This window comes from Mucilaginibacter sp. (assembly GCF_025362475.1).
Taxonomy (GTDB): domain Bacteria; phylum Bacteroidota; class Bacteroidia; order Sphingobacteriales; family Sphingobacteriaceae; genus Mucilaginibacter.
In genome coordinates, this window is the sequence record NZ_JANYGH010000005.1 from 41,676 (window position 1) to 68,449 (window position 26,774).

At 40.3% G+C, this 26,774-nt stretch carries 28 protein-coding genes; 22 read left to right on the forward strand and 6 right to left on the reverse strand.

What is annotated here, in order from left to right:
* Positions 1 to 6 precede the first annotated feature (6 nt).
* The 4 genes from uxaC to Q0R88_RS02090 are packed head-to-tail and all read left to right on the forward strand — an operon-like array spanning position 7 to position 4,421.
* On the forward strand, positions 7 to 1,419 hold the full coding sequence (gene uxaC, locus Q0R88_RS02075; RefSeq protein ID WP_295711684.1) for a glucuronate isomerase: 1,413 nt from the start codon (positions 7 to 9) through the stop codon (positions 1,417 to 1,419).
* Entirely contained in the window at positions 1,416 to 2,456 is a 1,041-nt protein-coding gene (locus tag Q0R88_RS02080) for a sugar kinase (protein WP_295711686.1), read from the forward strand. The genes uxaC and Q0R88_RS02080 overlap by 4 nt, the downstream gene beginning before the upstream one ends.
* Positions 2,453 to 3,112, forward strand: a complete 660-nt coding sequence (locus Q0R88_RS02085; protein WP_295711687.1) for a bifunctional 4-hydroxy-2-oxoglutarate aldolase/2-dehydro-3-deoxy-phosphogluconate aldolase — start codon at positions 2,453 to 2,455, stop codon at positions 3,110 to 3,112. Before Q0R88_RS02080 ends, Q0R88_RS02085 begins: the two co-directional genes overlap by 4 nt.
* Positions 3,113 to 3,131: 19 nt before the next feature.
* Positions 3,132 to 4,421 carry an MFS transporter gene (locus Q0R88_RS02090; protein WP_295711688.1) on the forward strand — a complete coding sequence of 430 codons (1,290 nt, stop codon included), beginning with the start codon at positions 3,132 to 3,134 and terminating at the stop codon, positions 4,419 to 4,421.
* Positions 4,422 to 4,495: 74 nt separating this feature from the next.
* On the opposite strand, the gene Q0R88_RS02095 is transcribed toward Q0R88_RS02090, so the two are convergent.
* On the reverse strand, positions 4,496 to 4,732 hold the full coding sequence (locus Q0R88_RS02095; protein WP_295711690.1) for a hypothetical protein: 237 nt from the start codon (positions 4,730 to 4,732) through the stop codon (positions 4,496 to 4,498).
* Between the two features lie 129 nt (positions 4,733 to 4,861).
* Between Q0R88_RS02095 and Q0R88_RS02100 the strand changes: the two genes are divergently transcribed.
* Together Q0R88_RS02100 and msrA are read left to right on the forward strand one after the other, a co-directional pair.
* Positions 4,862 to 5,125, forward strand: coding sequence for a DUF3820 family protein (locus tag Q0R88_RS02100; RefSeq protein ID WP_295711692.1), 264 nt, complete (start codon positions 4,862 to 4,864; stop codon positions 5,123 to 5,125).
* Between the two features lie 80 nt (positions 5,126 to 5,205).
* Entirely contained in the window at positions 5,206 to 5,862 is a 657-nt protein-coding gene (gene msrA / locus Q0R88_RS02105) for a peptide-methionine (S)-S-oxide reductase MsrA (RefSeq protein WP_295711693.1), read from the forward strand.
* Between the two features lie 150 nt (positions 5,863 to 6,012).
* Here msrA and corA read toward each other — a convergent pair whose 3' ends face one another.
* Both corA and Q0R88_RS02115 read right to left on the reverse strand, forming a co-directional pair.
* Positions 6,013 to 7,137 carry a magnesium/cobalt transporter CorA gene (gene corA / locus Q0R88_RS02110; RefSeq protein WP_295711694.1) on the reverse strand — a complete coding sequence of 375 codons (1,125 nt, stop codon included), beginning with the start codon at positions 7,135 to 7,137 and terminating at the stop codon, positions 6,013 to 6,015.
* Positions 7,138 to 7,776 (reverse strand): WbqC family protein, encoded by a 639-nt coding sequence (locus Q0R88_RS02115; RefSeq protein ID WP_366086607.1) that lies wholly within the window; start codon positions 7,774 to 7,776, stop codon positions 7,138 to 7,140.
* A gap of 14 nt (positions 7,777 to 7,790) precedes the next feature.
* Here Q0R88_RS02115 and Q0R88_RS02120 point away from each other — a divergent pair, with 14 nt between their 5' ends.
* Positions 7,791 to 8,675: a lysophospholipid acyltransferase family protein gene (locus Q0R88_RS02120; protein ID WP_295711695.1), complete on the forward strand. Its 885-nt coding sequence runs from the start codon at positions 7,791 to 7,793 to the stop codon at positions 8,673 to 8,675.
* Positions 8,672 to 9,724, forward strand: a complete 1,053-nt coding sequence (locus tag Q0R88_RS02125; RefSeq protein ID WP_295711697.1) for a glycosyltransferase family 2 protein — start codon at positions 8,672 to 8,674, stop codon at positions 9,722 to 9,724. Before Q0R88_RS02120 ends, Q0R88_RS02125 begins: the two co-directional genes overlap by 4 nt.
* Before the next feature lie 74 nt (positions 9,725 to 9,798).
* Here Q0R88_RS02125 and aroQ read toward each other — a convergent pair whose 3' ends face one another.
* On the reverse strand, positions 9,799 to 10,215 hold the full coding sequence (gene aroQ / locus Q0R88_RS02130; RefSeq protein ID WP_295711699.1) for a type II 3-dehydroquinate dehydratase: 417 nt from the start codon (positions 10,213 to 10,215) through the stop codon (positions 9,799 to 9,801).
* A gap of 40 nt (positions 10,216 to 10,255) precedes the next feature.
* On the opposite strand from aroQ, the gene xerD reads away from it, so the two are divergent.
* The gene (xerD, locus tag Q0R88_RS02135; protein ID WP_295711701.1) at positions 10,256 to 11,155 is read left to right on the forward strand and encodes a site-specific tyrosine recombinase XerD; all 900 of its coding nucleotides are present in this window, start codon (positions 10,256 to 10,258) and stop codon (positions 11,153 to 11,155) included.
* 132 nt (positions 11,156 to 11,287) lie between these two features.
* On the opposite strand, the gene prmC is transcribed toward xerD, so the two are convergent.
* On the reverse strand, positions 11,288 to 12,163 hold the full coding sequence (gene prmC, locus Q0R88_RS02140; RefSeq protein ID WP_295711703.1) for a peptide chain release factor N(5)-glutamine methyltransferase: 876 nt from the start codon (positions 12,161 to 12,163) through the stop codon (positions 11,288 to 11,290).
* A gap of 33 nt (positions 12,164 to 12,196) precedes the next feature.
* Here prmC and ribD point away from each other — a divergent pair, with 33 nt between their 5' ends.
* The 5 genes from ribD (at position 12,197) to bioB (ending at position 17,827) form a co-directional block, all read left to right on the forward strand.
* Positions 12,197 to 13,243 (forward strand): bifunctional diaminohydroxyphosphoribosylaminopyrimidine deaminase/5-amino-6-(5-phosphoribosylamino)uracil reductase RibD, encoded by a 1,047-nt coding sequence (gene ribD, locus Q0R88_RS02145; protein WP_295711705.1) that lies wholly within the window; start codon positions 12,197 to 12,199, stop codon positions 13,241 to 13,243.
* A 183-nt stretch (positions 13,244 to 13,426) separates the two neighbouring features.
* Positions 13,427 to 14,305 carry a DMT family transporter gene (locus Q0R88_RS02150; protein ID WP_295711707.1) on the forward strand — a complete coding sequence of 293 codons (879 nt, stop codon included), beginning with the start codon at positions 13,427 to 13,429 and terminating at the stop codon, positions 14,303 to 14,305.
* Positions 14,306 to 14,369: 64 nt separating this feature from the next.
* On the forward strand, positions 14,370 to 14,984 hold the full coding sequence (locus Q0R88_RS02155) for a YigZ family protein (protein ID WP_295711709.1): 615 nt from the start codon (positions 14,370 to 14,372) through the stop codon (positions 14,982 to 14,984).
* Between the two features lie 306 nt (positions 14,985 to 15,290).
* Positions 15,291 to 16,646: a magnesium transporter gene (mgtE, locus tag Q0R88_RS02160; protein ID WP_295711711.1), complete on the forward strand. Its 1,356-nt coding sequence runs from the start codon at positions 15,291 to 15,293 to the stop codon at positions 16,644 to 16,646.
* 179 nt (positions 16,647 to 16,825) lie between these two features.
* Positions 16,826 to 17,827 carry a biotin synthase BioB gene (gene bioB, locus Q0R88_RS02165; RefSeq protein ID WP_295711713.1) on the forward strand — a complete coding sequence of 334 codons (1,002 nt, stop codon included), beginning with the start codon at positions 16,826 to 16,828 and terminating at the stop codon, positions 17,825 to 17,827.
* A gap of 102 nt (positions 17,828 to 17,929) precedes the next feature.
* Here bioB and Q0R88_RS02170 read toward each other — a convergent pair whose 3' ends face one another.
* Positions 17,930 to 18,421 (reverse strand): YajQ family cyclic di-GMP-binding protein, encoded by a 492-nt coding sequence (locus Q0R88_RS02170; RefSeq protein ID WP_295711715.1) that lies wholly within the window; start codon positions 18,419 to 18,421, stop codon positions 17,930 to 17,932.
* 186 nt (positions 18,422 to 18,607) lie between these two features.
* Between Q0R88_RS02170 and ppk1 the strand changes: the two genes are divergently transcribed.
* The 8 genes from ppk1 (at position 18,608) to Q0R88_RS02210 (ending at position 26,648) form a co-directional block, all read left to right on the forward strand.
* Positions 18,608 to 20,659, forward strand: a complete 2,052-nt coding sequence (gene ppk1 / locus Q0R88_RS02175) for a polyphosphate kinase 1 (RefSeq protein ID WP_295711716.1) — start codon at positions 18,608 to 18,610, stop codon at positions 20,657 to 20,659.
* A complete protein-coding gene (locus Q0R88_RS02180) occupies positions 20,656 to 21,534 on the forward strand; it encodes an ethanolamine ammonia-lyase reactivating factor EutA (RefSeq protein WP_295711717.1) in 879 nt (292 codons plus the stop codon). The genes ppk1 and Q0R88_RS02180 overlap by 4 nt, the downstream gene beginning before the upstream one ends.
* Before the next feature lie 179 nt (positions 21,535 to 21,713).
* A complete protein-coding gene (locus Q0R88_RS02185) occupies positions 21,714 to 22,277 on the forward strand; it encodes a UbiX family flavin prenyltransferase (RefSeq protein ID WP_295711718.1) in 564 nt (187 codons plus the stop codon).
* A gap of 98 nt (positions 22,278 to 22,375) precedes the next feature.
* Positions 22,376 to 22,741, forward strand: coding sequence for an NINE protein (locus tag Q0R88_RS02190; protein ID WP_295711721.1), 366 nt, complete (start codon positions 22,376 to 22,378; stop codon positions 22,739 to 22,741).
* A 153-nt stretch (positions 22,742 to 22,894) separates the two neighbouring features.
* The gene (gene mtaB, locus Q0R88_RS02195; protein WP_295711723.1) at positions 22,895 to 24,217 is read left to right on the forward strand and encodes a tRNA (N(6)-L-threonylcarbamoyladenosine(37)-C(2))-methylthiotransferase MtaB; all 1,323 of its coding nucleotides are present in this window, start codon (positions 22,895 to 22,897) and stop codon (positions 24,215 to 24,217) included.
* Positions 24,218 to 24,246: 29 nt separating this feature from the next.
* Positions 24,247 to 25,413, forward strand: coding sequence for a prolipoprotein diacylglyceryl transferase family protein (locus Q0R88_RS02200; RefSeq protein ID WP_295711725.1), 1,167 nt, complete (start codon positions 24,247 to 24,249; stop codon positions 25,411 to 25,413).
* Positions 25,406 to 25,891, forward strand: coding sequence for a GtrA family protein (locus tag Q0R88_RS02205; RefSeq protein WP_295711727.1), 486 nt, complete (start codon positions 25,406 to 25,408; stop codon positions 25,889 to 25,891). The genes Q0R88_RS02200 and Q0R88_RS02205 overlap by 8 nt, the downstream gene beginning before the upstream one ends.
* Positions 25,857 to 26,648: an inositol monophosphatase family protein gene (locus Q0R88_RS02210; protein ID WP_295711728.1), complete on the forward strand. Its 792-nt coding sequence runs from the start codon at positions 25,857 to 25,859 to the stop codon at positions 26,646 to 26,648. The genes Q0R88_RS02205 and Q0R88_RS02210 overlap by 35 nt, the downstream gene beginning before the upstream one ends.
* Positions 26,649 to 26,774 lie beyond the last annotated feature (126 nt).

Below are 26,774 nucleotides of genomic sequence, written 5' to 3' on the forward strand. Positions count from 1 at the left end.
TATACGATGAAAGGGTTTTTAGATCAGGACTTTTTGCTAAATACAAAAACAGCGCAGCGCTTATACCATGATTATGCTGCCGATTTACCAATTATAGATTACCATAGCCATTTACCGGCCGATCAGATAGCCGCGGATATTAATTTTGAGAACATCACAAAGGTCTGGCTCAATGGCGATCATTATAAATGGCGTGCTATGCGTGCTAATGGTGTTAATGAGGCATACATAACCGGTAATAAAACAGACCAGGAGAAATTTGAACAATGGGCAGCAACCGTTCCGTATACTTTACGCAATCCACTTTTCCATTGGACACACCTGGAATTACAGCGATATTTCGATATAAACGAATTGCTTTCGCCGGCAACAGCTCTTGAAATATATACGGATTGCAACAACAAACTGCAATTGCCGCAATACAGCGTTCGTAATATCATCAGAAATAAAAATGTAGAGGTTATCTGTACAACTGATGATCCGTTGGATGATTTGTCATATCATCAACAGATTAAGGCCGATGGCTATGAGGTGCAGGTATTGCCAACTTTCAGGCCGGATAAAGCTATGAATGCCGATGATTTGGCTGTATTAAATAGCTACATTGATAAGCTGGAAGCCATAGCTAACAATCCAATGGATTCTATAGAGGCTTACTTGGCAGCTTTAAAAAGCCGCCATGATTATTTTGCCAAAAATGGTTGCCGTTTATCAGACCATGGTTTGGAACAGGTTTACGCGGAGGATTACACAGAAACAGAAATTGCTTCGATATATTTAAAAATAAGGGGCGGGCAGGAGTTATCGGTTGATGAGATCCTGAAGTTTAAATCGGCTTTGCTACATCAGTTTGCCCTTTGGAATCACGAAAAAGGTTGGGTAATGCAGTTACATTTAGGTGCATTACGCAACAACAACGCACGCGGTTTAAGCGAACTTGGGCCTGATACAGGTTGGGATTCTATAGGTGATTTTTCGCAGGGTAGGGCATTATCTAAATTTCTTAACCGGTTGGATACTACTAATCAGCTGGCCAAAACCATATTGTATAATTTAAACCCTGCGGACAACGAGTTGATGGCTTCAATGACGGGCAACTTTAACGATGGCTCTGTTGCCGGTAAAGTGCAGTTTGGATCGGCATGGTGGTTTCTGGATCAAAAGGATGGGATGACTAAACAGCTGAACGCGCTTTCCAATATCGGCCTTATCAGCCGGATGGTTGGTATGTTGACAGATTCGCGCAGTTTTCTGTCTTTCCCCCGGCACGAGTACTTCCGCAGGTTAGTTTGTAACCTGTTTGGTGATGATATTGAAAATGGCGAACTGCCAAATGACATCACATGGACAGGTAAGATCATCCAGGATATATGTTACTATAACGCTAAGAATTACTTTAATTTCGATCAGTCAAAATGAGCCGGGCACTTGAAATAAAATCTCCGCAGGGCAAAATACTTTCATTTGGCGAGCTGTTATTAAGGATATGCCCCGATGCTGATGGCGAATGGCTTAATGACAACCAATTGCCATTTTTTGTTGGCGGGGCCGAGCTGAATGTAGCTACAGCCTTAGCATTATGGGATCTGCCATCGGCATATTTTACGGCATTGCCAGGTAATGCGATGTCCAAACAAATAACCGATTATCTGCAGCAAAAAAAGGTTGATGCATCTTCGGTTTTCACAACGGGTGAGAGGATAGGACTATATTACTTAACCCGTGGCAAGGATATTAAAAACAATGCGCTGATATATGACCGGGCGGGTTCGGCATTTGCTACCCTGAAACCGGGACAGGTTGACTGGGATAAAGTTTTGGATGGTGTAAGCTGGTTTCATTTTAGCGCGATTTGCCCGGCTATTAGCCAGGATGCAGCAGATGTTTGTTTAGAAGTACTGGAAGCTGCTTCGGCAAAAAATATCACCATCTCTATTGATCTCAATTACCGTTCAAAGCTATGGAAATACGGTAAGGAGCCCATTGATATTATGCCAAAATTGGCAGGATATGCCGACCTTATGATGGGCAATATCTGGGCTGCCGAAATGATGCTGGGTATACCTATCGCACCGGATATTCACGAATCGGGGCAAAAAAGCATCTATCTTAAAGAGGCCTTGCAAACATCAGAAAGTATTATGGTGCAATATCCCAAATGCAAGGCTGTTGCCAATACTTTCCGCTTTGACGCAGGTAAAGGAATTGAATATTATACTGCCCTATACACCGGAGATAAGCTATATAACTCCAACCAATACGATACAGATGAGGTGATTGACAAAGTAGGCAGTGGCGATTGTTTTATGGCGGGGTTGATATATGGGTTTTATAATAACCAGGATCCACGACAAACACTGGAATTTGCTACCGCAGCCGCATACACCAAACTATTTATTGAGGGCGACGCCACCAATAAAACAGTTGAAGAAATTATTAAAGCCATTAAATCATGAGCAAAAAAGAAATAGTACTTGATGCTATACTAACCCAGGGTACGTTGCCGCTTTTTTTTTATGAAGATGCAGATGTGAGCCTGGAAATTACCCGCACCTTATATAAGGCAGGAGTAAGGGTGTTTGAATATACCAACCGTGGCCCTGCCGCATTGGCAAATTTCAAGGTTTTAAAGAAAGCGCAGCAGGATGAAATGCCCGATCTGTATTTGGGTATAGGTACTATAAAAACCGGTGCAGAAGCTGCCGCGTTTATCAGCGCAGGAGCCGATTTTATTGTATCGCCAATTGTTAATCCCGAAGTGGAGAAAATAGCCACCCAGCATAAGTTGTTATGGATACCGGGCTGTATGACACCTACCGAGATTCATACCGCGCAACAGCATGGGGCGGCACTGATCAAGATCTTCCCGGCCAATATTTTAGGGCCGGAGTTTGTTTCTTCAATCCGGGATCTGTTTTCGGGGCAATTGTTCATACCTACAGGTGGGGTAGATTTGAATATTGATAATATCAGCACCTGGTTTAGGGCAGGGGTTTGTGCTGTGGGCATGGGCAGTAAGCTAATTAGTAAAAATGTACTTGAAAATCGTTTGTATAACCAATTGTATAACGATACAATAAAGTTGCTGGAGATGGTACAAACCTGCAAATAACCAATTTAAACCAATTATAATGAGAGAAACCAAAGTTGGAAACTACAGATGGGTTGTAGTTTCACTTTTATTTTTTGCTACAACAATAAATTACCTCGATAGGCAGGTGATAGGCTTATTAAAACCTGTACTTGAAATTCAGTTTAAATGGACAGAAACCGATTACGGTTATATCGTAATGGCATTTTCTACCGCATATGCTTTAGGACTATTACTTTTTGGTGGTTTTATTGATAAAATAGGTACCAAATTAGGTTACACGATATCATTGATTGTATGGAGTATTTCGGCCATGCTTCACGCAATTGTTACAAGTACATTTGGTTTTGGGGTGGTTAGGGCCGCCTTGGGCTTAGGCGAATCGGGTAATTTTCCGGCTGCAATTAAAGTAGTAGCAGAGTGGTTTCCAAAAAGGGAGCGGGCATTTGCAACGGGCATATTTAACTCAGGGGCTAATATTGGGGCAGTAGTTGCACCTATAATGGTGCCCTGGATATTGGGTGTTTATGGGTGGCAGATGGCATTTTTAATAACCGGCGCTATTGGTTTTGTGTGGCTGATATTTTGGTGGATCTTTTATGAAATTCCGGCAAAGCATAAAAAGGTAACTCCGGAAGAGGTGGCATACATTAACAGTGATGCTGATGAAGCTTTATTAGCAGAAAATGAAAGCAAGATAAAATGGATACAGCTTTTTGGTATCAGACAAACGTGGACTTTTGTGATTGGTAAATTTTTGACTGATCCTATATGGTGGTTTTTCCTGTTTTGGTTGCCCTCGTATTTTTCAAGCACTTTTAATCTCGACCTTAAAAAACCAAGTCTTCCTTTAATCCTGGTTTATACTGCTACGTCAATAGGTAGTATTGGTGGTGGTTATTTATCATCGTATCTTATAAAAAAGGGATGGCCTGTATTTAAAGCGCGCAAAACAGCCATGTTTATATTTGCATTGTGTGTTGTGCCTATTATATCGGCCATGTACGCCACTAATGTATGGCAAGCCGTGGCTTTAATAAGTTTGGCTGCAGCGGCTCACCAGGCTTGGAGTGCTAATATTTTTACCACTGCATCAGATATGTTCCCTAAAAGGGCACTTAGTTCTGTAATAGGTATTGGTGGTATGGCAGGTTCGGTAGGTGGTATACTGTTCCCGTTTTTGGTTGGGCATATATTAGAATTTTATAAAGAGAGCGGGCACCTGGTAACGGGCTATAATATCATTTTCCTGATATGCGGTTGTGCTTACTTGCTAGCCTGGTTTATCATGCATTTGCTTTCGCCTAAAATGAAACCCGTTAATTTATAATTGGGTTTAAAGATCATTGATTCATTTGTTCGGGAGAATTTAGCTCCAGAACAAATGAATCAATTTATACTAATCTATTTTAATGAACTTACCTGTTCTGCCAGTTCATCTATCCAACTGGATAAGTACGGCTCGGTACCTGTTAACCTGATCCATTCGCCATCATTATCTTTAGCTATAATCAGGTGTAATGTTCCGTCGATAGATTTAAATTCATATGCTTTTGTAAAGTTGCCATATGTAATAGATTGTAAGATGCCATCAATTTCACTATCGGTGCCACTTAGCGTAGCTTCAATTTGCTGTTCCATAGTTTATAATTTTAAAGGTAACACATGGCAATGCTTTGTGTTTGATCCTCTTTTGGATTGAAAAGATTTACAGTTAATTCCTGGTAATCAGTTCAAACAAAAGGCTAAAATTCCTTTACCTTTGCTTCTGTGGAAAACTTACAGCCCGATCCTAAAGTACTGATAGATATTGTACAAACCCCTATGCCTTACGGTAAATATAAAGGCACTATTATAGCCGATATACCAATAAGCTACCTGGAATGGATGGCCGGCAAGGGTTTTACTAAAGATAAACTGGGGATGATGTTGTCGACTGTTTTTGAGATTAAAACAAACGGCCTGGGTGACATACTGTTTATGGTCAGAAAATCGCTTCAGAAAGGATCAGGTATCAGCCCTAAACTCAAGTAGTTCAAGATTACCTTACGGTGACCATCTGGTTGTAAGGCTTGTTGCGTATATACGTCTAAGTAATTAAAAATATAATAATCATGAACAAGTTAATATTATATATCGCAGGTGTATTTTTATTTGTTGGCTGTGTAAGCGGTCAACCAAAACAAGGTGGCAACGCAATGGCAACTCTCCCTAAACCTAAAACCGGTGAAGCCCTTGCTACTTTTGGTGGCGGCTGTTTTTGGAGCATGGGCGAGGCTATGTCTGAGCTAAAAGGCGTTAACAAAGTGATATCCGGATATGCAGGTGGTAACACCAAAAATCCAACTTATGAGGAAGTTAGCACGGCCACTACTAATCATGCCGAAACTGTGCAGATCTACTATGATCCAAAAGTGATCAGTTATGCTAAGCTGGCTGAGGCATTTTTCTTTGCCCATGATCCTACAACATTAAACCGCCAGGGACCTGATGAGGGTACCGACTATCGTTCAATTGCATTTTATAGGACACCTGAAGAAAAAAATATTCTGGAGGCAACCATTAAAAAAGTGAATGAGTCAAAGCATTACATCAACCCTGTAGTTACGCAGGTTGTACCTTTCACTGTATTTTATGCTGCTGAAAATTATCACCAGGGGTATTATAAAACCCATTTAGATCAGCCATACATCGCATCGGTTTCTACACCTAAAGTAATGAAATTCAGGAAAGCAATGGCTGCCGATTTAAAGCCGGAGTTTAAGAAATAACGATTTGACGCTAATGAAAAAGCCGTTTCATTGATTTGAGACGGCTTTTTTGTGTTTTAAGCATAGCGGATGCTCAATTCGTGAATTACAAAGGTTAAATATGGGTGCCGCAAAATAACGTCGGGCTTTTGTGTAAACCCCAAAATTGAATTACAATTTATTAAACCACCCCTTTTTCCAAAATACAACAACCTGTACAATCGCTATTAAAAACATAAAAACAATAGCATATATGTAGCCGTGATGCCAGTAAAGTTCGGGCATATTATCTGGTAAAACGTGGCCTTTGTCATCTTGCCTCGAAAAGTTCATTCCGTAAATACCCGCGATAAAGGTGAGTGGAATAAATATAACCGAGATGATAGTTAGCACCTTCATGATCTCGTTCATCCGGTTACTCACCATGGATAGGTAAAGATCAATAATGCTGGAAGTTACCTCCTTGTAGTTTTCAATGAGGTCCATCGCCTGGATGCAGTGGTCATAAGCATCGCGCAAAAAAAGTTTTACTTCGGGGGGGATCAGCACACTTTCCGAGCGGATCATATCATTGATCTTATCACGCTCGGGCCAGCTTGCACGGCGTATAATGATCAGGGTACGTTTAATTTGCTGAGAATTGAACATGATGCTTTTATCGGCATCGTTATAAACTTTATCTTCTATGCTATCCAGTTTGTCGCCTATCTGTGCAAGTAAAATAAAGTAAGTATCAATGATGGTATCAGTAAGCGCATAGCACATATAGCTTGGTCCTGCAGTACGTATGGCCCCTTTACCTGCTTTTAGGCGGGCTTTAACTGCTTCAAAATACTCTTTGTGGTCTTCTTCAAAGCTAATAATGAGGTTATCCTTTACAATAGATGAAAACTGGTGATTTACCAGCTCATCCTCACTGTTAAAATGTACAATGCGGCTGGTGCTAAATACGTAATCTTCATACTCATCAAACTTTGGGCGCTGGTGAATGTTGGCAATATCTTCCAGCACTAAAGGGTTTATATTTAGATGAACACCTATCTGCTCTATCAGTTGGGCATCGCCGAGGCCATTGATCTTTATCCAGTGTGTATGGTTATCACACTTTTTTAACTGGGAGAGGATTACTTTAATGTCTTTACCCTCAGATGTGATCAGCTCATCTTTATTATAACTAAAAACAGCTATATGAGGTGTAAGGGCACCTTCCGGTACCACAATCAGGCCCGGACTATCGCCTACGTTACCGCTGCGCCTGCGGGCGTTATAGCGTACTCTTTTAATACGATTATCCATTTATAAATAATTTAAGCTTTGTGGGCCCTGGTTAAAAAGCAGATCAACTATACTCAGATTTTTCAGGAACCCTTTTCTGTCCTCAAAAACCTGGAAGTAAGGTTTTTGTTCCCACTCGGCATCTTTTTTAGGATGGATTGATTCCCTGAAGTCTGGAATGGATGGATACGCTGCATGGTATTCGTCGGTATATTTTATTTCCGTTTTTATTTTTATAAATTTAAGCAGCAGTTGCAAAAGCTGTTCATTATAATCAAACAAATAAGGGATCTGCTTTTTTTTATCATAAAACATGGCCAGGTCATCCTCATAATATTCAAAATAAGCCGACCGTCGGTAACAGGCACCAAGGCTTTGCCAATGAAGGCGTTGCCAGTCAAAATCATAACTTATTTTAACATCCTTAACTTTTGTATGTTTTTTTGAACCTTTTACAACCGGCACCACCAATGTAAGGATACCCTCGGGCGAGTAAATATTGGCACGGTTACGGTAAGTTTGTTTAGGGAAATGTTCTTCTCTTTCTATCAGTATATCAGGCTTGTAAGTATTTAATTGTGCAAAATACTCAACCGGCGGAAGATAAAACATTGGCAATACAGCACCTTTTTCAATCATATATTTTATGTTTGTGTTCAAAATTGGTTAAAATAATGGTAAAAAAAGGGCTTTTAAGGTTAGGTATAGTATTTTTATACCTGATATCGTTATTGCCCTTTTGGTTTTTGTATCTCATATCTGATGTTTTGTTTGTAGTTATATTCTACATCGTACATTATCGCCGTAATGTTGTGCAACAAAATCTGGCCAATGCTTTTCCAGAAAAGTCGGCAAAAGAACGGCAGGATATCGAGCGTAAATACTATCGCTACCTTGCTGATTTGATTGTTGAAACGGTTAAAATGATCACTGTATCTGAAAAACAAATCCAGAAGAGAGTAATAGCCACAAACGCCGAACTGGTGCATGAGTACTTTGCCAAAGGTAAAAGTATTATTGCAGTAGCCGGCCATTATTGCAATTGGGAAATGGCGGCGCTTAATTTTAATTTTGTTACCGATAAAAGGTTTATGATAGTTTATAAACCATTGTCGAATGCAATTTTTGATCAGTTTTTTATCCAGATTCGTTCGCGTTTTGGGGGGCAGCCGGTAGCTATGAAGCAAACGTTGCGTAAAATGGTAGAGTATAGGAAAGAGTTAACGGTAAGCGTGCTGGTTGGCGATCAAACGCCCGTAATGCACGAGGTTACTTATTTTGCCAAATTTTTAAACCAACCTACAGCGGTGTTTTTAGGTATCGAAAAAATAGCTAAAACAATTGATGCCGCTGTTGTTTTTTATGACATGAAACGCGTTAAACGCGGTTATTATACTTACACATTAGTTCCGTTGACTGAAAATCCCAAACAAACTGCCGAGCATGAGATTACAGATATGCACGTACAATACCTGGATGGCATGATTAGGAAGGAGCCACAATATTGGCTATGGTCGCACCGAAGGTGGAAATTCAGGCCGGAGGATTTACATAGATGATTAATAAACCAAAGGTTGCCGTAGTAATTTTAAACTGGAACGGTACTAAATACCTTAAGCAATTTCTTCCCTCAGTTATGGCATCCACCTGGCCAGGGCTTGAAGTTGTGATGGGCGATAATGCCTCTACCGATGATTCTGTAGCTTTTGTGAGCGAGAATTACCCAACTGTCAGCATTATTCAAAACGACAAAAATTACGGATTTACCGGGGGCTATAACAGAATTTTGGCCCAGGTTGATGCTGATTATTATATTCTGCTAAACTCTGATGTGGAAGTAGTACCCGGCTGGATAGAGCCGGTGATCAGCCTGATGGAAAGCGATGAGCTAATTGCCGCGGCGGCGCCAAAATTATTAGCTTATGCACAGAAAGATACTTTTGAGCATGCGGGTGCTGCGGGTGGTTTTATAGATGCCTACGGTTACCCGTTTTGCAGGGGAAGGCTATTTAACGAAGTTGAAAAGGATCATGGGCAATATGAACTGTCGGGCGAGGTGTTTTGGGCATCGGGTGCTTCTTTATTCATCAAAAAAAAATATTGGGATTTGGCGGGTGGCTTTGATGAGCGCTTTTTTGCTCACATGGAAGAAATTGACCTATGCTGGCGCCTTAAAAATATGGGCTACAAAGTGATGTATTGTGCGCAATCAACGGTATACCACGTTGGGGGAGGCACATTAGATGCAGAAAATCCTTTTAAAACCTACCTTAATTTCAGGAATAATTTACTATTGCTTAGCAATAACCTATCGTTTTGGAGGGCCTTTTGGGTGATTAGCCTGCGCATATGGATGGATCTGCTGGCTTTACTGCGATTTTTAGCAGAAGGCAAGCGCAGAGATGCCTGGGCGGTAAGCAGGGCACACCAGAGCTTTTTCGCAGGGTTATTTAAATCAAAAACCAAAAGTGAAAAGTCAAAAATTACTTTGGGCGATTCACTACTCACCGCTAACTTAAAAGGCACCTTTAGAGGTAGTATTGTATGGCAGTTTTTTGTTAAAAAGAAAATCAAGTTTACCGATCTGCCGCAGGCCGATCTACTTTAGTATTGGCAGTTTCGGTATCTTCTAATTTTCAATCTGCATTTACCATATTTTTCCTTCAATCCGAATAAAAAACATTATCCTATTAAATTTTCAATAGCCAGCCTATAAGAGTCCATGCCAAAACCTGCAATGACACCTTTGCAGCTTGCCGCGAGCATGGAGTGATGTCTGAATTCTTCGCGCTTGTAAACGTTTGAGATATGTACCTCGATAACGGGGGTATTGATGGCCGCGATGGCATCGGCAATTGCAATAGATGTGTGGGTGTAGGCACCGGCATTTATTACGATCCCATCGTATTCAAAACCAATTTCGTGGAGTTTGTTTATAATTTCGCCTTCAACATTACTTTGGTAATAATTAATGGTGATGTTTGCATAACGGGCACGCAGTTCCTCAAGATAACTTTCAAAGTTGGTGTTACCGTAGATTGATTTTTCGCGTACGCCAAGCAGGTTTAAATTGGGGCCGTTAATAATTTGTATCTTCATTGGTTCAAACTTAACTATAAAACATTAAAAGTAAAATCAATTGGATTGGCATTCGGCAATTAAAGGTTTCCAGGCGTATTTGAAATTAGAGAAATCGCTGGCAGATAATTCCGTTGAAGCTTATAGCCGGGATATAGAAAAACTGTACCAGTTTTCTGAAATACAGGCAATTAAATTAAAGCCCGAAAGCATTACACTTGGCGATCTGCGCCAGTTTATAAACTGGGTTAATGAGCTGGGCATGATCCCGTCTTCGCAAGCCCGAATATTATCGGGCATCAAAGCTTTTTATAAATATATGCTGATGGAAGACATTATAAAAAATGATCCATCGGAATTATTGGAATCGCCCAAAATTCAACGTAAACTGCCTGATACGCTGAGTTACGAGGATATTAATAAGCTAATTGCAGCTATTGATCTTTCAAAGCCCGAAGGCCCCCGCAACAAAGCCATACTGGAGACTTTATATGGTAGCGGATTGCGGGTATCTGAACTTACAGAGCTTAAACTATCAAACCTGTATCTTGATATTGAATTTATAAAAGTTACAGGTAAAGGAAATAAAGAACGCTTAGTACCCATTGGAGCAGAAGCCATTAAGGCCCTCCAAATATATACCGCGAGTTTGCGTGTTCATATTCCCATCAAAAAAGGTGAGGAAGACATTGTTTTTTTAAACCGACGGGGAGCAAGGCTAAGTCGCCAGATGATATTTTTGATGATCCAAAGCCTGGCGCAAACGGTGGGATTGAAAAAAACGATCAGTCCGCACACTTTTCGCCATTCATTTGCTACCCATTTGGTTGAAGGCGGGGCCGACCTGCGCGCTGTACAGGAAATGCTGGGCCATGAAAGTATCACCACTACCGAGATCTATACACATTTGGATAGGGAGTATTTAAAAAGTACAATTAGCCAGTTTCATCCGCGTTCATGAGTTTGCAGTTCTCAGTGGGCAGTTTGCAGATAGCAGTTTGCTTGTAACAGTTGGCACCTACCGCTTAAAATTGGCTACAATTATTAACTGCCAACTGCCCACTGTAAACTACACACTGCCCACCGCCAACTGCTATATGTCAACTGTCAACCGCGAGCTAATCATCCTATCTCTACCGCTCATGTCTTGCCTTAACTCAATTTTTTTGAATCCTTTTTGCTGTAAAAGTTCAACGGTTTCATTACCCAGATTTTCATTGATCTCGAAGAATAAATAACCATCCGGTTTTAAATTAACTAAAGCAAAATCAGCTATAGCCCTGTAAAATATCAATGGATCATCTTCGGGTACAAACAAGGCTGTATGCGGCTCAAAATCGGTAACGTTGTTATGCATCTGCTTTTTATCATCCTGGGTAACATAGGGAGGGTTACTAACGATGATGTCGGACTTCGGAATGATGTTGTCTGGCAAAAAGTTAAGGATATCCAGATTTAGGAAATTAACTTCTGTTTCATTGAGTTCGGCATTGTCTTCGGCGGTACGTAAGGCGTCCTCAGATATGTCTATTGCAAAAACAACAGCGCCTGGCACATTCTTTTTTAAGGTAACAGCGATACATCCGCTACCGGTACCTATGTCAATAATGCGTCCCGAAAAACCTTTGTTTTTCACCTTTTGCATTTCGCTTAAAATCCATTCCACCAATTCTTCCGTTTCGGGGCGGGGGATCAGTACGCTGGGGTTTACTTTAAATGGTAATCCATAAAATTCGGTAACACCTAAAATATATTGGATAGGCTTGCCTGTTAGCAGTTCGGCTAAAATATTTTGCAGCCTTTCCAGCTGTTCGGCAGTAAGCACTTTTTCAGGAAAAGCTTTGATTGTTGCTTTTGATGTTTGTGTTATTTCGCTGATAGCCAATAAACTAAGTGCCTCAGTTTCATTGGAGCTATATATATTGTTCAGCTTTTTGTAATCTTCAAAAACTTCCTGGATAGTAATCATACAACAAAGTAACATAAAAGCTACTTTTGCAGCATGGTTCAACACGAAAAATTTATGCGGCGTTGCCTTGAACTTGCCGAATTGGGAGCAGGGCTGGTTAGTCCGAACCCGATGGTGGGTGCCGTTGTTGTTCATGATGGCAAAATAATAGGCGAGGGTTACCACCAAAAATATGGTGAAGCACATGCCGAAGTTAATGCTATTGCACAGGTTACCAGTAAGTTTGATAACCCTGATGAGCTATTAAGGCAGTCTGTAATTTATGTTTCTTTAGAGCCATGTGCGCATTACGGTAAAACACCGCCCTGTGCCGATTTGATCATCAAGCATCAAATTCCCTTGGTTGTGGTTGGTACCCGCGATCCTTTTGCGCAGGTTGATGGCAAGGGTATTGAAAAGCTTAAAGCTGCCGGTATTGAAGTGATTACCGGGGTGCTAGAAACAGAATGCCAATGGCTTAACCGCCGTTTTTTTACCAAGGTGCAAAAGCACCGGCCGTATATCATTCTGAAATGGGCACAAACCAGTGATGGTTATTTTGCGTCGGATGATAGCAGTCAGCTTTGGATAACCGGTGTGGAATCGCGCAAGCTGGTACACAAATGGCGTAGCGAAGAAGATGCCATACTGGTAGGCAAGAACACCGTTGCTATTGATAACCCAAGGTTGAATGTACGCTACTGGGAGGGCCGGTCGCCCAAACGGGTGGTGATTGACAGGCGGCTGGAGTTAAATAAACAGTCAAATGTATTTGATCAATCGGTTGAAACATTGATTTTTAATGAAATTGAGTTCAACGTAGATGGAAAAAACAGGTTCATTGCTTTGGAGGATTTTGATCGGTATGTACCGCAATATATTTTGTACCAGTTATACCTGCAGGATATTCAATCTGTTATAATTGAAGGGGGCGCGCATACACTGCAAACATTTATTGAAGCCGGACTTTGGGATGAGGCCCGTATTTTTACCGGCAAAACTGTTTTAACAAAAGGTATAAAATCACCGCAAATAACCGGTATAATTGCGGATGAGTCTTTAATAGGGGACGACCGCTTGCAGGTGCTCCATAATAAATAAAAATCAAGTCGGAAAAATCAAGAATTAAGAGTCAAGAATCAAGACGGAAGAAATAAGGTATACAACAAATCATCTGAAAAGCCAGATTAGTTAAGATATTAGCTTAAGTAATCTGATTTTTAGTTTCTTATCTTGATTCTTGAGTCTTAATTCTTGCTTCTTTTACTAAGCCAATTATATAAAATGCTATACGTTTTTTTAAGTATCTGTTGCAGTGTTATTGTGTCGGTTATGCTAAAGCTGGCCAAGCGTTATCATATCGATGTTTTCCAGGCAATCACCTGGAATTACTCCATGGCGATATTGCTTACCTGGATATTTTTTAGACCATCTCTTTCAAACCTGCAGCAGGCTCCCATTTATAATTACCTGGCACTCGGGATATTATTTCCGTTACTTTTTGTAATTATGGCCTCCTCGGTGCGGAAGGCCGGGATAGTGCGTACAGATGTTGCGCAACGTTTATCCTTATTCATTCCCATAATTGCAGCGTTCCTTTTATTTGGCGAGGCAACAACCTCAGTTAAAATAATTGGTATAGCGTTGGCTTTCATCGCTATTATATGCTCAATCCCCTGGCAAAAAGGTGCCGGCAATAGAGCAGAGAAAGGCTCCTGGCTTTACTTGCTTATTGTGTTTTTAGGCTTTGGAGTTATTGATGTATTGTTAAAACAGATAACAAAGGTTAATAATGTACCGTTTACCACGGCTATTTTCGTCATATTTATCTTGGCGTTTGTACTATCGTTGATAGGGTTGTTGTACCAGGTTTTTACCAAAAAAATGCGTTTCTCCTGGCCTCATATTTTTATAGGCTGGGTATTGGGTATGTTTAACTTTGGTAACATACTATTTTACTTAAAAGCGCATAAAGCACTGGCAAATAATCCGTCATCAGTATTTTCAGCAATGAACATCGGCGTTATTGTTGTTGGTGCTTTGGTTGGTATGCTGGTATTTAAAGAAAAACTAAGCCTGCTTAATAAAATAGGTATTGTGATAGCCGTATTAGCTATTGTAATTATCTACTTTCCGCAAACGTTGGGATTTCTGCACATTTAATGATATACATTACGAAGGCAAATTATTGCTCTTGCTGTAAGCCTTCTGCCTTTAGTTTTCTAAAATGCTTTTTGACGATACTTACCAAACTATAGAAAAACCAACTGAAAGCCTCTTTCGCGACAGGGGCAGTAAGTTCCTGGGCTTTGCATACCCCATCAATTCAGAAAATGATATTAAAGGCATAGTTGCTAAACTAAAGGCCGAACATCCTAAAGCTAATCATCATTGCTGGGCTGTGAGGTTAAGTATTGACAGGTCGGTATTCCGGGTAAATGATGATGGCGAACCATCTGGCACCGCCGGGCGGCCAATTTTAAATACGCTATTATCTAAAGATCTTACCAATATCCTGGTTGTAGTGGTGCGCTATTTTGGCGGTACCTTGTTAGGTGTTCCCGGTTTAATTAATGCCTATAAGGTTGCTACCGAAGAGGCCCTGAAGCAGGCTGTAATTATCCAGAAAACCGTGAATGACATTTATACCATCACATTTGATTACCTGCAAATGAATGATGTAATGCGCATAATTAAGGATGATAACCTGGTTGTGCTAGAGCAGCAATTTGATAATGATTGCAGCATGCAGCTTTCTATCCGCAAAACACAGGTTGAACAAACCTTGGGCAAATTGGGCAAGGTAAGCGGGCTAAAATCCAGGTATGACTTTAGTCTTTAATTGATATGTATACTGTTTCAGGAAACATGGAACAGTGCAGATGGTAGAAGTACGACAAGTAATGTCGTAGATGATTTTGAATTTAAACTTGTAAGTTTTTGATAGTTAGTTCATTGCGAGTTAAAAGTTAAAAATCCCCAAAAAAACCACTAATTCCTCCCTATTTGTAAATGGAACACACACCAATACCTATTTGGCACCTATGTTCATGTTGTTACTAATTGGTTAGTGTCGTGTTTATTTTAACGCTCAATTAATACCTTTTTAATTCCTGTTTTGTGGCTTAAATGTTTATTTTAGTCGCATATGCAATCTTTTGAATTAGATAAAACCGATCTCCTCCGCATTAAAACCGCCCTCGAAGGCGATGATGCTGATTTAGAGGCTGTTTTGCAAGATTATCACGCTTCGGAGATTGCCTTGCTGTTTGAGCAACTTCCGCAGGAAGCAAAAGAACGCATTATCAATATCCTGCCAACCGACGTCGCCTCAGAAGTAATTTCGGAAATGGATGAGGAGCATCACCCCGAAGAACTACTCATTAACCTGCATCCCGAGAAAAGATCGGAGATTGTGGAGGAACTGGACTATGACGATGCCACCGATATTATTTCTCAGCTTGATAAAGATCAGCAACACGAAATATTAAAGGATATTGACCAGGAAGATGCAAGCAGCATTCGCGCCTTGTTAAGTTATGACGAGGATACGGCTGGTGGTTTGATGAACTCCGATATTATTAAGGTGAACATCAACCTTGATAAAAAGGCAGCGTTGGACGAGATCATCCGTCAATCTGAAGAAATGGAAGAGTTTTACACCATTTACGTTGTCGATGATTTTGATATCCTGAAAGGAATATTATCCATAAAAGATGTAATTAAGGCTCACGCCGATGTAAAAGTAAAAGACCTGGTAAGGCGCGATCCTGTTTATGTAAAGGCGGATCTTGACCAGGAAGAAGTTGCCCGCTTGATATCCCAATATAACCTAACCACCATACCGGTTGTTGACGATAACATGAAACTGCTGGGCAGGGTTACGGTTGATGATATCATCGACGTAATGGAGCAAGAAAATACCGAAGACATTTTGAAGATCTCCGGTGTATCAGAAGATGAGGAACTGAGCGGTAACTGGAAAGATGCTGTTAAAAGCCGCTTGCCATGGTTGGTTATTAATTTAGCCACTGCATATTTGGCGGCTTCCGTAATTCGTCATTTTGATGATACTGTATCGCAGGTAAAGGGTATTGCAGCTTATATGACTATTATTGCAGGTATGGGTGGTAATGCCGCCACACAGGCCCTCGCGGTAACCGTGAGGCGTATTTCGTTAAGCAACCTTACAGATAGCCAGGCATATAATACTGTTATAAAAGAGTTTTTGGTAGGCATGCTCAACGGCGCGGCTAACGGACTTGTAGTTTTTTGCATTGCTTTGTTCTATGATGCTAACCCCATGCTGGGCCTGGTTTTGTTCTTAGCGATGACAGGGAACTTAATTATTGCAGGTATTACCGGCGCATCAATTCCGCTTGTGTTAAAAAGGGTAGGGATTGACCCGGCAGTTGCGTCATCTATCATCATAACTACTTTTACAGATTGCGCGGGATTTTTGCTGCCGCTTTATCTTGCTACCAAGCTTTTGTTGAAACATTGATATTTAAGAATTGATTTCGTGAAGAAACGAAGGGACGCATTGCAAATAATTTTTAATGCCCTGCATCTAAGCACCTTTGCGATAAAATAAAACAGAAATAACCAGAATAGAAAATAATCTTTGAATCTTTGCGTCTTAGTGCGAGCTAACAATAAGATTGAGATATTAAATTAAAACTTATGACTGAAGTAAGAAACGACTGGACAAAAGAACAAATAGCCGAAATATACCATACCCCGTTACTTGACCTTGTTTATAAAGCGGCAAGTATTCACCGTGAAAATACCGACTACGCCGAGGTGCAGATCAGTTCGCTGATCTCGATCAAAACCGGAGGGTGCTCAGAAGATTGTGCTTATTGCCCGCAGGCTGCCCGTTATAATACAGGTGTTGATGTTCATGCGATAATGCCAAAGGATGAAGTTATTGCAGCTGCCGAAAAGGCAAAAGCAGGCGGTGCTTCAAGATTGTGTATGGGTGCCGCATGGCGTGAAGTGCGGGATAATCGTGATTTTGACAAAGTGATTGATATGGTAAAGGCCGTTAATAGCCTTGATATGGAAGTTTGCTGTACACTGGGTATGCTTACAGAAAGCCAGGCTCAGCGTTTGGCTGATGCAGGCTTGTATGCTTACAACCATAACCTGGATACATCTGAGGAAGACTACAAACGTATTATAACTACCCGTACCTATGATGACCGCTTAGATACGTTGAAGCATGTTCGCAAAGCAAAGATCACTGTATGTAGTGGAGGTATCATTGGCTTAGGCGAAACGATTGAGGACCGCATCTCAATGCTGAAGACTTTATCAAACTTGCCAAAGCACCCGGAGTCTGTGCCAATCAATGCTTTAGTACCTGTAAAGGGAACCCCTCTGGCCGATCAGCCCAGGGTATCTGTTTGGGATATGGTTAGGATGATAGCTACTACCCGCATTATTATGCCTAAAACAGTAGTGCGTTTATCTGCTGGCCGTACAGAAATGAGCGTGGTTGAACAGGCGTTTTGTTTTATGGCTGGTGCTAATTCAATTTTTGCAGGCGAGAAGTTACTGACTACGCCAAACCCATCTTTTGATACCGATATGGCAATGTTTGAGCTGCTGGGCTTATCGCCGCGTAAGGCATTCAAGAATGGTCGTCCTAATGAAGTTAAAGAAATGGAAACAGCAGGTTAACCTGCTGTTTTAATGGAGATATATTATAGAGGCGCATGTATGCGCCTCTTGTTGTTTTAAATCATTCGTCATCGTAACGACGGGAGGGGTGCAGAATTAGAATTAATCCCTCATGTTAATAAATTGCAATGGCTGACCAAAGTTTTCGCCACGGCAAAGACTGATCACTGCCTGCAGGTCATCTATCTTTTTACCCTGCACGCGCACCTGGTCGTCCATAATGGATGCCTGAACTTTTAAGCCGCTGTCTTTTATTTTTTTAACCAGTTTTTTGGAGGTTTCTTTATCAATACCTTCTTTAACTTTGATCTCTTTACGGATCATATTGCCCGATGCATATTGTTCTTTACCAAAATCAAGCGCATTAGGATCAAGGTGTTGCTTTACCATACGGCCTATGATAGAATCCTGGATGGCTTTCAAACGCATATCGTTCTCGGTAACAATGGTTATATCGTTTGTTTTTTTATCCAGATCGATAGTGCTTTTAGAGTCGTTAAAATCATAACGGTTTAATATCTCTTTTTTAGCGGTATTGATAGCGTTATCAAGGGTTTGGCCGTCTATCTTGCTTACTATATCAAATGTTGGCATAAGTTTGTGTTTATAAATGTTTACAAAACTAATGTATTGTAAACATTTACGCATGATGATTATTAATTTGTTTACATAACGTAATAAATAATAATGAATAAAAACCTTCAAAATGCAGATGAGTTAATATTAAGTTAACAAATAAATAAGCAGCTTTGTAAATGTGGCCCGGGGGCACAAATTTTTATGGATAAACAGGCACCATTAATAAACAGGGAAATAAGTTGGTTATATTTTAACGATAGGGTTTTGCAGGAAGCTGCTGATCCCACTGTTCCATTAATTGAACGGGTGCGTTTTTTAGCGATATTTTCATCCAATCTTGATGAGTTTTATAGAGTGAGGGTAGCAACCATGAGCCGCCTTGCCGCTTTGAACGAAAAATCGAAGGAGATTTTAGGGTATAACCCTAAAAAGCTCCTTAATCAGATAAAAAACATCGTTGTACGGCAGGAGCGCAAGTTCAATAACCTGTACGAAAACATTATAGTTAAACAGCTTGCCGAGGAAAAGATCTTTATCCTGAATGATAAGCAGCTTAATGTATCCCGTGGGGCATTTGTTAAAAACTATTTCAGAGAGAAATTACTGGCTACGCTGGTACCAATTATGTTGGATGATAGCCTGCCGCTGCCCGAACTGCGCGACAGAGCCATTTACTTTTTTGTTAAGCTCACCAAAAATAAAAAATCAAGGTTTGCGCTTATTGAGTTTCCTGATACGCTATCAAGATTTGTGGTATTGCCCGAAACCAATAACCTGAAGTTTATTATCCTGCTGGATGATATCATCAGGTACAGTTTGGAGGATATATTTTTCATTTTTGATCATGACAGTATTGAGGCCTATTCATTGCAGCTTACCCGCGATGCAGAGCTTGATCTGGATAAAGAACTAAGCGGAAAATTTATTGACGCGCTATCCAAAAGCCTTCAAAAACGCAAGAAAGGAACACCTATGCGTTTGCTTTACGATACCGAAATGCCGATGGATATGTTAAAGTACCTGGTAACCAAAATGGGGCTGCATGGCGAGAGCCTGATCCCCGGTAACAGGTATCATAACTTTAAAAATTTTATATCATTTCCTAATGTTGGTTCGCCCGAACTGGAGTTTGTTAAATATCCTGCTCTGCCTGTCGAGGATCTTTCTTTTGGCAAAAGTTTGATTGAACTGATTGCTAAAAAGGATTATATGGTAAGCACGCCTTACCAGTCATATGATTACATTATTCATTTTTTACGCGAGGCTGCTATTGATCCTAAGGTTAAAGAAATCAGTATAGCGGTTTACCGCCTTGCCGAGAATTCAAGGATCATTCACGCATTGGTAAACGCTGCCAAAAACGGCAAAAAGGTTAATTGCCTGGTAGAGCTTCGTGCACGGTTTGATGAGCAGAACAACATATTCTGGAGCAACAGGTTAGAAGAAGAGGGCGTAAATGTGCTTTATGGAGTGCCAGGTTACAAGGTACACTCAAAAATATGCCTGGTTAGCCGTTTGGAAAAACAAAAGGTGGTAAATTATGCCTGTTTATCAACAGGGAATTTTAATGAAAAAACTGCTAAGATCTATGCAGACCATACGCTTTTTACAGCTAACAAAAAGATAACTGATGATCTTGCTGATGTGTTTAAAGCCCTTAAAAGGAATGTGCTGCCGAAAGGACTAAAGACGCTGATTGTATCGCCCATTGATTCAAGGCCAGGCATTTACAAACTGATAGATAACGAAATAAAGAATGCTAAAGCAGGCAAAAAGGCTTACATGATATTAAAAATGAACAGCCTTGCCGATGAAAGCCTGATTAATAAATTATACCAGGCCAGCAATGCCGGTGTTAAAATAAAAATGATCATCCGTGGTATGTGCTGCCTTGTTCCCGGTGTAAAAGGTTTCAGTGAAAATATTGAGGTGATAAGCATTGTAGATAAATATCTGGAACATGCACGTGTACACATTTATTGCAACGGTGGTAGCGAGTTGATCTACCTTACATCGGCTGATTTTATGAGCCGGAATATTGATAACAGGGTAGAGGTTGGTTTCCCGATTTTAGATGAGCACTTGCGTAAGGAAGTGAAGGATATGATCAACATACAACTGCAGGATAACACCAAGGCACGCGAAATAAACAGCACAAACAGCAACAAATATCATAAAACTAATTCGGCCGATTCTCATCGTGCGCAGATAGAGATATATACTTACCTTAAAACTAAAAACAAACAAAATTGAGATACGCAGCTATAGATATTGGCTCCAACGCAGTAAGGCTGCTTATTGCCGATATTATTGAAAATCATGGTTCTTATTCTTTCAAGAAAAACACTTTAATCAGGGTGCCGTTGCGCCTCGGCGATGATGCCTTTATTCAGCAACACATCTCTGATAAAAAAGCCGGCGACCTGGTAAAATCAATGAGTGCATTCCGCAATCTTATGGATGTTTATAAGGTGACGGATTACCTGGCTTATGCTACATCGGCCATGCGTGAAGCTAAAAATGGCGATGATGTAGTTAAACTGATAAAACAGGAAGCCAATATTGATCTGGAGATCATTCATGGTTCAAAAGAGGCTAAAGTGATATATGCCAGTCATGCCGAACAAACTATTGACAAAAGCAAAAGCTATTTATATATAGATGTTGGTGGTGGCAGTACCGAGCTTTCACTTTTCTCGGCCGGGGAACTGATGGCTTCCAAATCATTTAATATTGGTACTATCAGGATATTGGATAACCAGGACTCTGAAGAAACCTGGAACGAGATGAAAGATTTTATCCGCGAGCATACACGTGGCTACAAACAATTGTTAGGCATAGGAACCGGTGGCAATATCAACAAAATCCACAGACTGGCCGAAGAAGGTGACGATGCGCCAATGGCATTTGGTAAACTGAAATCGCTTTATACTTATCTCAATTCATTTTCACTAAAAGACCGTATAAACGTACTTGGTTTAAACCAGGACAGGGCCGATGTAATTATTCCTGCCTGTGAAATTTATATGACTGTGATGAAAAACGCCGGTATAAAGCAGATCTATGTTCCCCGGGTAGGTATGGTTGATGGAATTATACAGCTTCTAATAGAAAAGAATTTATCTTAATAGAAAAATAACGTAAAATTATTTTTACAAATTTGTTTTTTTATATAAAAACTGTTAGTACATTTGTATTGCCCTCTCAAGGGCATGTTTTTCATAGGTAGATGTAGGGTCGGGTACAAGTTATTCGACCCTTTTTTATGCCCGTAACTTTTATCTGTTTGGGTAGTTATTGATGAGTCATGAAGAAGAAGATTGTAGTTGCTATTACGGGTGCAAGCGGCGCTATTTATGCCGATCTGTTATTAAAGAAGTTAAGTCAGTTAGAAGATCAAATACAGGAAGTTGCAGTCGTAATGTCTGATAACGCTAAGGATGTTTGGCGTTTTGAGCTTGATAACGAAGACTATAGTAAATACAATTATAAGTTTTACGCCAAAAATGATTTCATGGCCCCTTTTGCGTCAGGGTCGGCTAAGTTTGATACTATGGTTATTGTTCCATGCTCCATGGGCACTCTCGGCCGGATAGCGGGAGGGATCTCTGATGATCTGATCAGTCGTGCTGCCGATGTGATCCTCAAAGAACGCCGGAAGCTTATCCTGGTGGCGCGCGATACGCCGTTTAATCTCATCCACATCCGTAATATGGCTACAGTTACGGAAGCCGGTGGTATTATTTGCCCGGCTATTCCCTCATACTACAGCAAACCTCAAACCATAGAAGAGCTGGCCATGACGGTTGTGAACCGGGTTATTGATCTGATAGGGCTGGAGAACAAGAGCTATGAGTGGAAAGGAATATGATTTTGTATAGCTTTCGATAAAAGCCTGATTTGAAGTTTTGGGATCTTAATAAATTGTTTACTTTAGGTGGACTAATCTTAAACTAAAATCACAAATAAATGAAGTCTAAATCAACAGCGTACATTTTATGGTTCTTTTTCGGCGTTATTGGGGTGCACAAATTTTACCTCAATAAAACAGGTATGGGAATTCTGTACTTTTTTACCCTTGGCTTATTTGGCATCGGCTGGATTATTGATCTGTTTACATTGGGTAGTCAGGTTGATACTTACAATGCCCTGTTTGGCCGGACGTTTAGTGCCAATAACAATATAAATAATATTGTTGTTAATGTGCCTGCCAGCCATGGCGTAAAAGATCAGCCAGGGATATCTGAACAGTTACATAAACTTTATGAATTAAAGGAGAAAGGTATTTTAAACGAAGAAGAATATAATATTCAAAAAAGTAAAGTATTAGCTTAAGCTATAAATCAGTTTGTCTGCAGCCGCCAGTATACCTGGTGGCTTTTTTTATGTTTCTTTTTTAAGTTGTTAACTTAATAATTAAGCCAAAAGTAAAAATAGCTAATTCATCAACTCACTAATTCACAAATTGCTTACCTTTGCAGCTTTGAAATGAATAAGAAAGTCGCTTTTTATACTTTAGGCTGTAAACTGAATTACTCAGAAACCTCATCTATCGGCAGGCTGTTTAGCAAGGCCGGTTATGATACGGTCGAGTTTTCCGATACTCCCGATGTTTTTGTTATCAACACCTGTTCGGTTACCGAAAACGCTGATAAAAAGTGTAAAAAGATAGTTAAAGAAGCGCTTAAGATTTCACCTAACGCGTATGTAACTATTGTGGGATGTTATGCCCAATTAAAACCTCAGGAAATTGCCGAAATACCTGGTGTTGATATGGTGCTTGGTGCTGCAGAAAAATTCATGATCATTGATCATATTACCGATCTTACTAAAAAGCCCAAAGCTGTAGTTTATAACCAACCAGTAAGTGAGGCTAACCAATTTGTACCGGCTTATTCTGTTGGTGGCGATCGTACCCGTACTTTCCTGAAAGTTCAGGATGGCTGCGATTATTCATGTACCTTTTGCACCATTCCCTTAGCCCGCGGCTCCAGCAGGAGCGATACTATCCAAAACGTAATTGAGCAGGCGAAGGAAATAGCTTTATCAGGAGTAAAGGAAATAGTGCTGACAGGTGTTAACCTGGGCGATTTCGGGATCAGAAACGGTCAGCGTGAAGATAAGTTCTTCGACCTTGTAAAGGCATTGGATGAAGTTGAAGGGATTGACCGTATCCGCATATCATCTATTGAGCCAAATCTGCTCACCGACGAGATTATTGATTTTGTTGCTACTTCAAAACGGTTTGTTCCGCATTTTCATATTCCATTGCAATCAGGCTCAGATAAAATATTGGGTTTAATGCGCCGCCGTTATAAACGCGACTTGTATGTAAACCGCGTAGCCAAAATAAAAGAGCTGATGCCAGATTGCTGCATTGGTGTAGACGTGATTGTCGGTTTCCCGGGCGAAACCAGGGAAGATTTTATCGATACCTATAATTTTTTGAATGAACTAAACGTTTCATACCTGCATGTATTTACTTATTCTGAAAGGGAAAACACCCTGGCTGCAGATATGAGTGGGGTAGTACCCGGCTCAACCCGTAACGACAGGAGTAAGATGCTGCATATTTTATCTGATAAAAAACGCAGGGCTTTCTACGAAACCCAACTCAATAAAAATGAAGAAGTTTTGTTTGAGCGCGATATAAAAGAGGGGTACATGCACGGGTTTACCCGTAACTACGTAAAGGTAAAAGTTAAGTATGATCCTATATTAGTTAATGAATTGAAAACGGTTTACTTAACAAATATTTCACCCGATGGTGACGTCGAAATAACAGAAGGCCAGGAAATATTAATGCATTAAAACATTATCTTCGCTTCAAAATTTAACCTATGTTTCCTACCATAACATCGCTTCTTCAATACCTTTTTGGCTTTAATTTACCATTACCTATTCAAACTTTTGGTTTTTTTGTGGCGATAGCTTTTATGGCAGCTTATTGGGCTTTTGCAAAGGAGTTTGATAGAAAAGAGAAACTTGGCGTAATCCATAGCTTTAAAAAAACTGTTACCATTGGCCAGCCGGCTACTGTTAATGAGTTGATAGGCAATGGGATATTCGGCTTTATTTTAGGTTACAAAATTATTGATGCTGTACTAAACTATCATCTGCTTTTAGATAACCCACAGGAGTTTCTTTTATCAACACGTGGCAATTGGCTGGGTGGTATCATAGGTGCGGCCGCTTTTGCTTACTGGGCCTATTATGAGAGTGATAAGCAAAAGCTCGCTCAACCAAAAACAGAAGAAGTAACAGCTCATCCGCATGAATTAATGGGTAGCATTTTGCTTTGGGCGGCAGTGTTTGGCTTTGCCGGCGCTAAATTATTTAACGCGCTTGAAAACTGGGGCGATTTTATGAAAGACCCGGTTGGTATGCTGATTGGCTTTAGCGGATTAACCTTTTATGGCGGCCTTATTTGTGGCGGTGCAGCGGTACTTTACATAGCCAAGAAACATGGTATTAAACCACTGGATATGCTGGATATTGGTGGCCCTGGTATGATGCTGGCTTATGCTCTTGGGCGTGTTGGCTGCCAGATGTCTGGCGATGGTGATTGGGGTGTTGTTAACCTTAATCCAAAACCACAATGGTTAAGCTGGGCGCCAAATTGGATGTGGTCGTTCAAATTTCCGCATAATGTTAATGATGAAGGAGTAGCCATGGTCAATTGCGTTGGCAAGTTTTGCCATGAATTACAATATCCTGTATATCCTACTTCATTTTATGAGTGCATAATTGGCTTGTTGTTATTTGCTTTTTTGTGGAGCATCCGCAAGCGAATAAAAAGTTCAGGTGTGTTGTTTGGTATTTATATGATATTGGCCGGTGTTGAACGCTTTTTTATTGAGCTAATCCGTGTAAATACAAAATACCACGTAGCCGGCGTCAGTTTTACTCAAGCCGAAATGATTTCATTGATTATGGTAATTGGCGGTGCTGCTTTAATTATAAACGGGTTAAAAAACAAAAAAACAGCTACTTTGCAGCATGGCTAATACAAAGCAGGCATACAGGCTTTTGGATAACCAGGTGTTCAGGTTTGTACTTTCGGCAGGTGTCGGTTTTTTGGTTGATATATCTGCGTTCTATCTCTTTTATCATAATTTACTGGTTCGGCACACTTATCCTATAGGCTCAATTACAGTTCGTAATTCCACATTGTCATTAGCCATATCGTTTGCGTTGGGAGTGATCGTTAATTTTTTAGTTACCCGTTACCTGGTTTTCACGGAGTCAAAACTATCGGCATATAAACAGTTTTTCCGCTTTGCATCAGTGGCCTGCATTGGTTTTTTTGCAAATTTGTTTGTAATTAAGGTGTTGATACAGGTTTTCGGGATCTATCCGCCTTTAGCACGTATCGGTGCCGCATTAAGCTTGTTTTTTGCAAGCTTTTTTATACATAAGGTATTTTCATTCAGCTTATCATTAAGACATCATGGCACTCACGAACATAGCGAACCAGGTAATTGAAATTGCTAAACAGGCGGGCGATTTTATAAGGCAGGAGCGTAAAACTTTTGATTCTAATAAAATTGAATATAAAGGACTCAACGATATGGTATCATACGTTGATAAAACTGCCGAACGAATAATCGTTGAAGACCTAAGGAAAGTATTGCCCGAAGCCGGCTTTATTACCGAAGAAAAAACCACAACCACAATTGGAGAACGTTATAACTGGATAATTGACCCGTTGGATGGAACCACCAATTTTATACATGGATTACCGGCGTTTTCGGTAAGTATTGCGTTGAAGGAGTACGACGAACTGGTGCTAGGGGTTGTATATGAAATAAACCAGGATGAATGTTTTTATGCCTGGAAAGATGCACCTGCTTATTTAAATGGCAAGGAGATAAGCGTAAGCAAAAACACAACAGTAGCCACCAGCTTATTGGCAACAGGTTTTCCATATTATGATTTTGGGAAGCAGGCAGCGTATATTGAACTATTTGCCGAGCTTATGAAAAGCAGCCATGGGTTAAGACGAATAGGCTCTGCAGCCGTTGATCTGGCTTATACCGCCTGCGGTAGGTTTGATGCCTTTTATGAATATAATTTAAACGCCTGGGATGTGGCGGCAGGTATAGTAATTGTAAAGCAAGCCGGAGGCCAGGTAGTAAATTTTAAAGGTGGAAGCGAAGTGCTGGAAACAAGAGAGTTGCTGGCAACTAACGGAAAGATAACCGAAGAATTGTTAACTTCTATTCAAAAGTACTTCAAGTAAAAGAGGAGTAGGGATCTTAATAAACACGAATTTCACGAATAAGAACGAATTTTAACAAGCACGAATTTCACGAATAAGAACGAATTTTCTCAAACGAAAATGGCACAAATTTAATCGAACACAAAT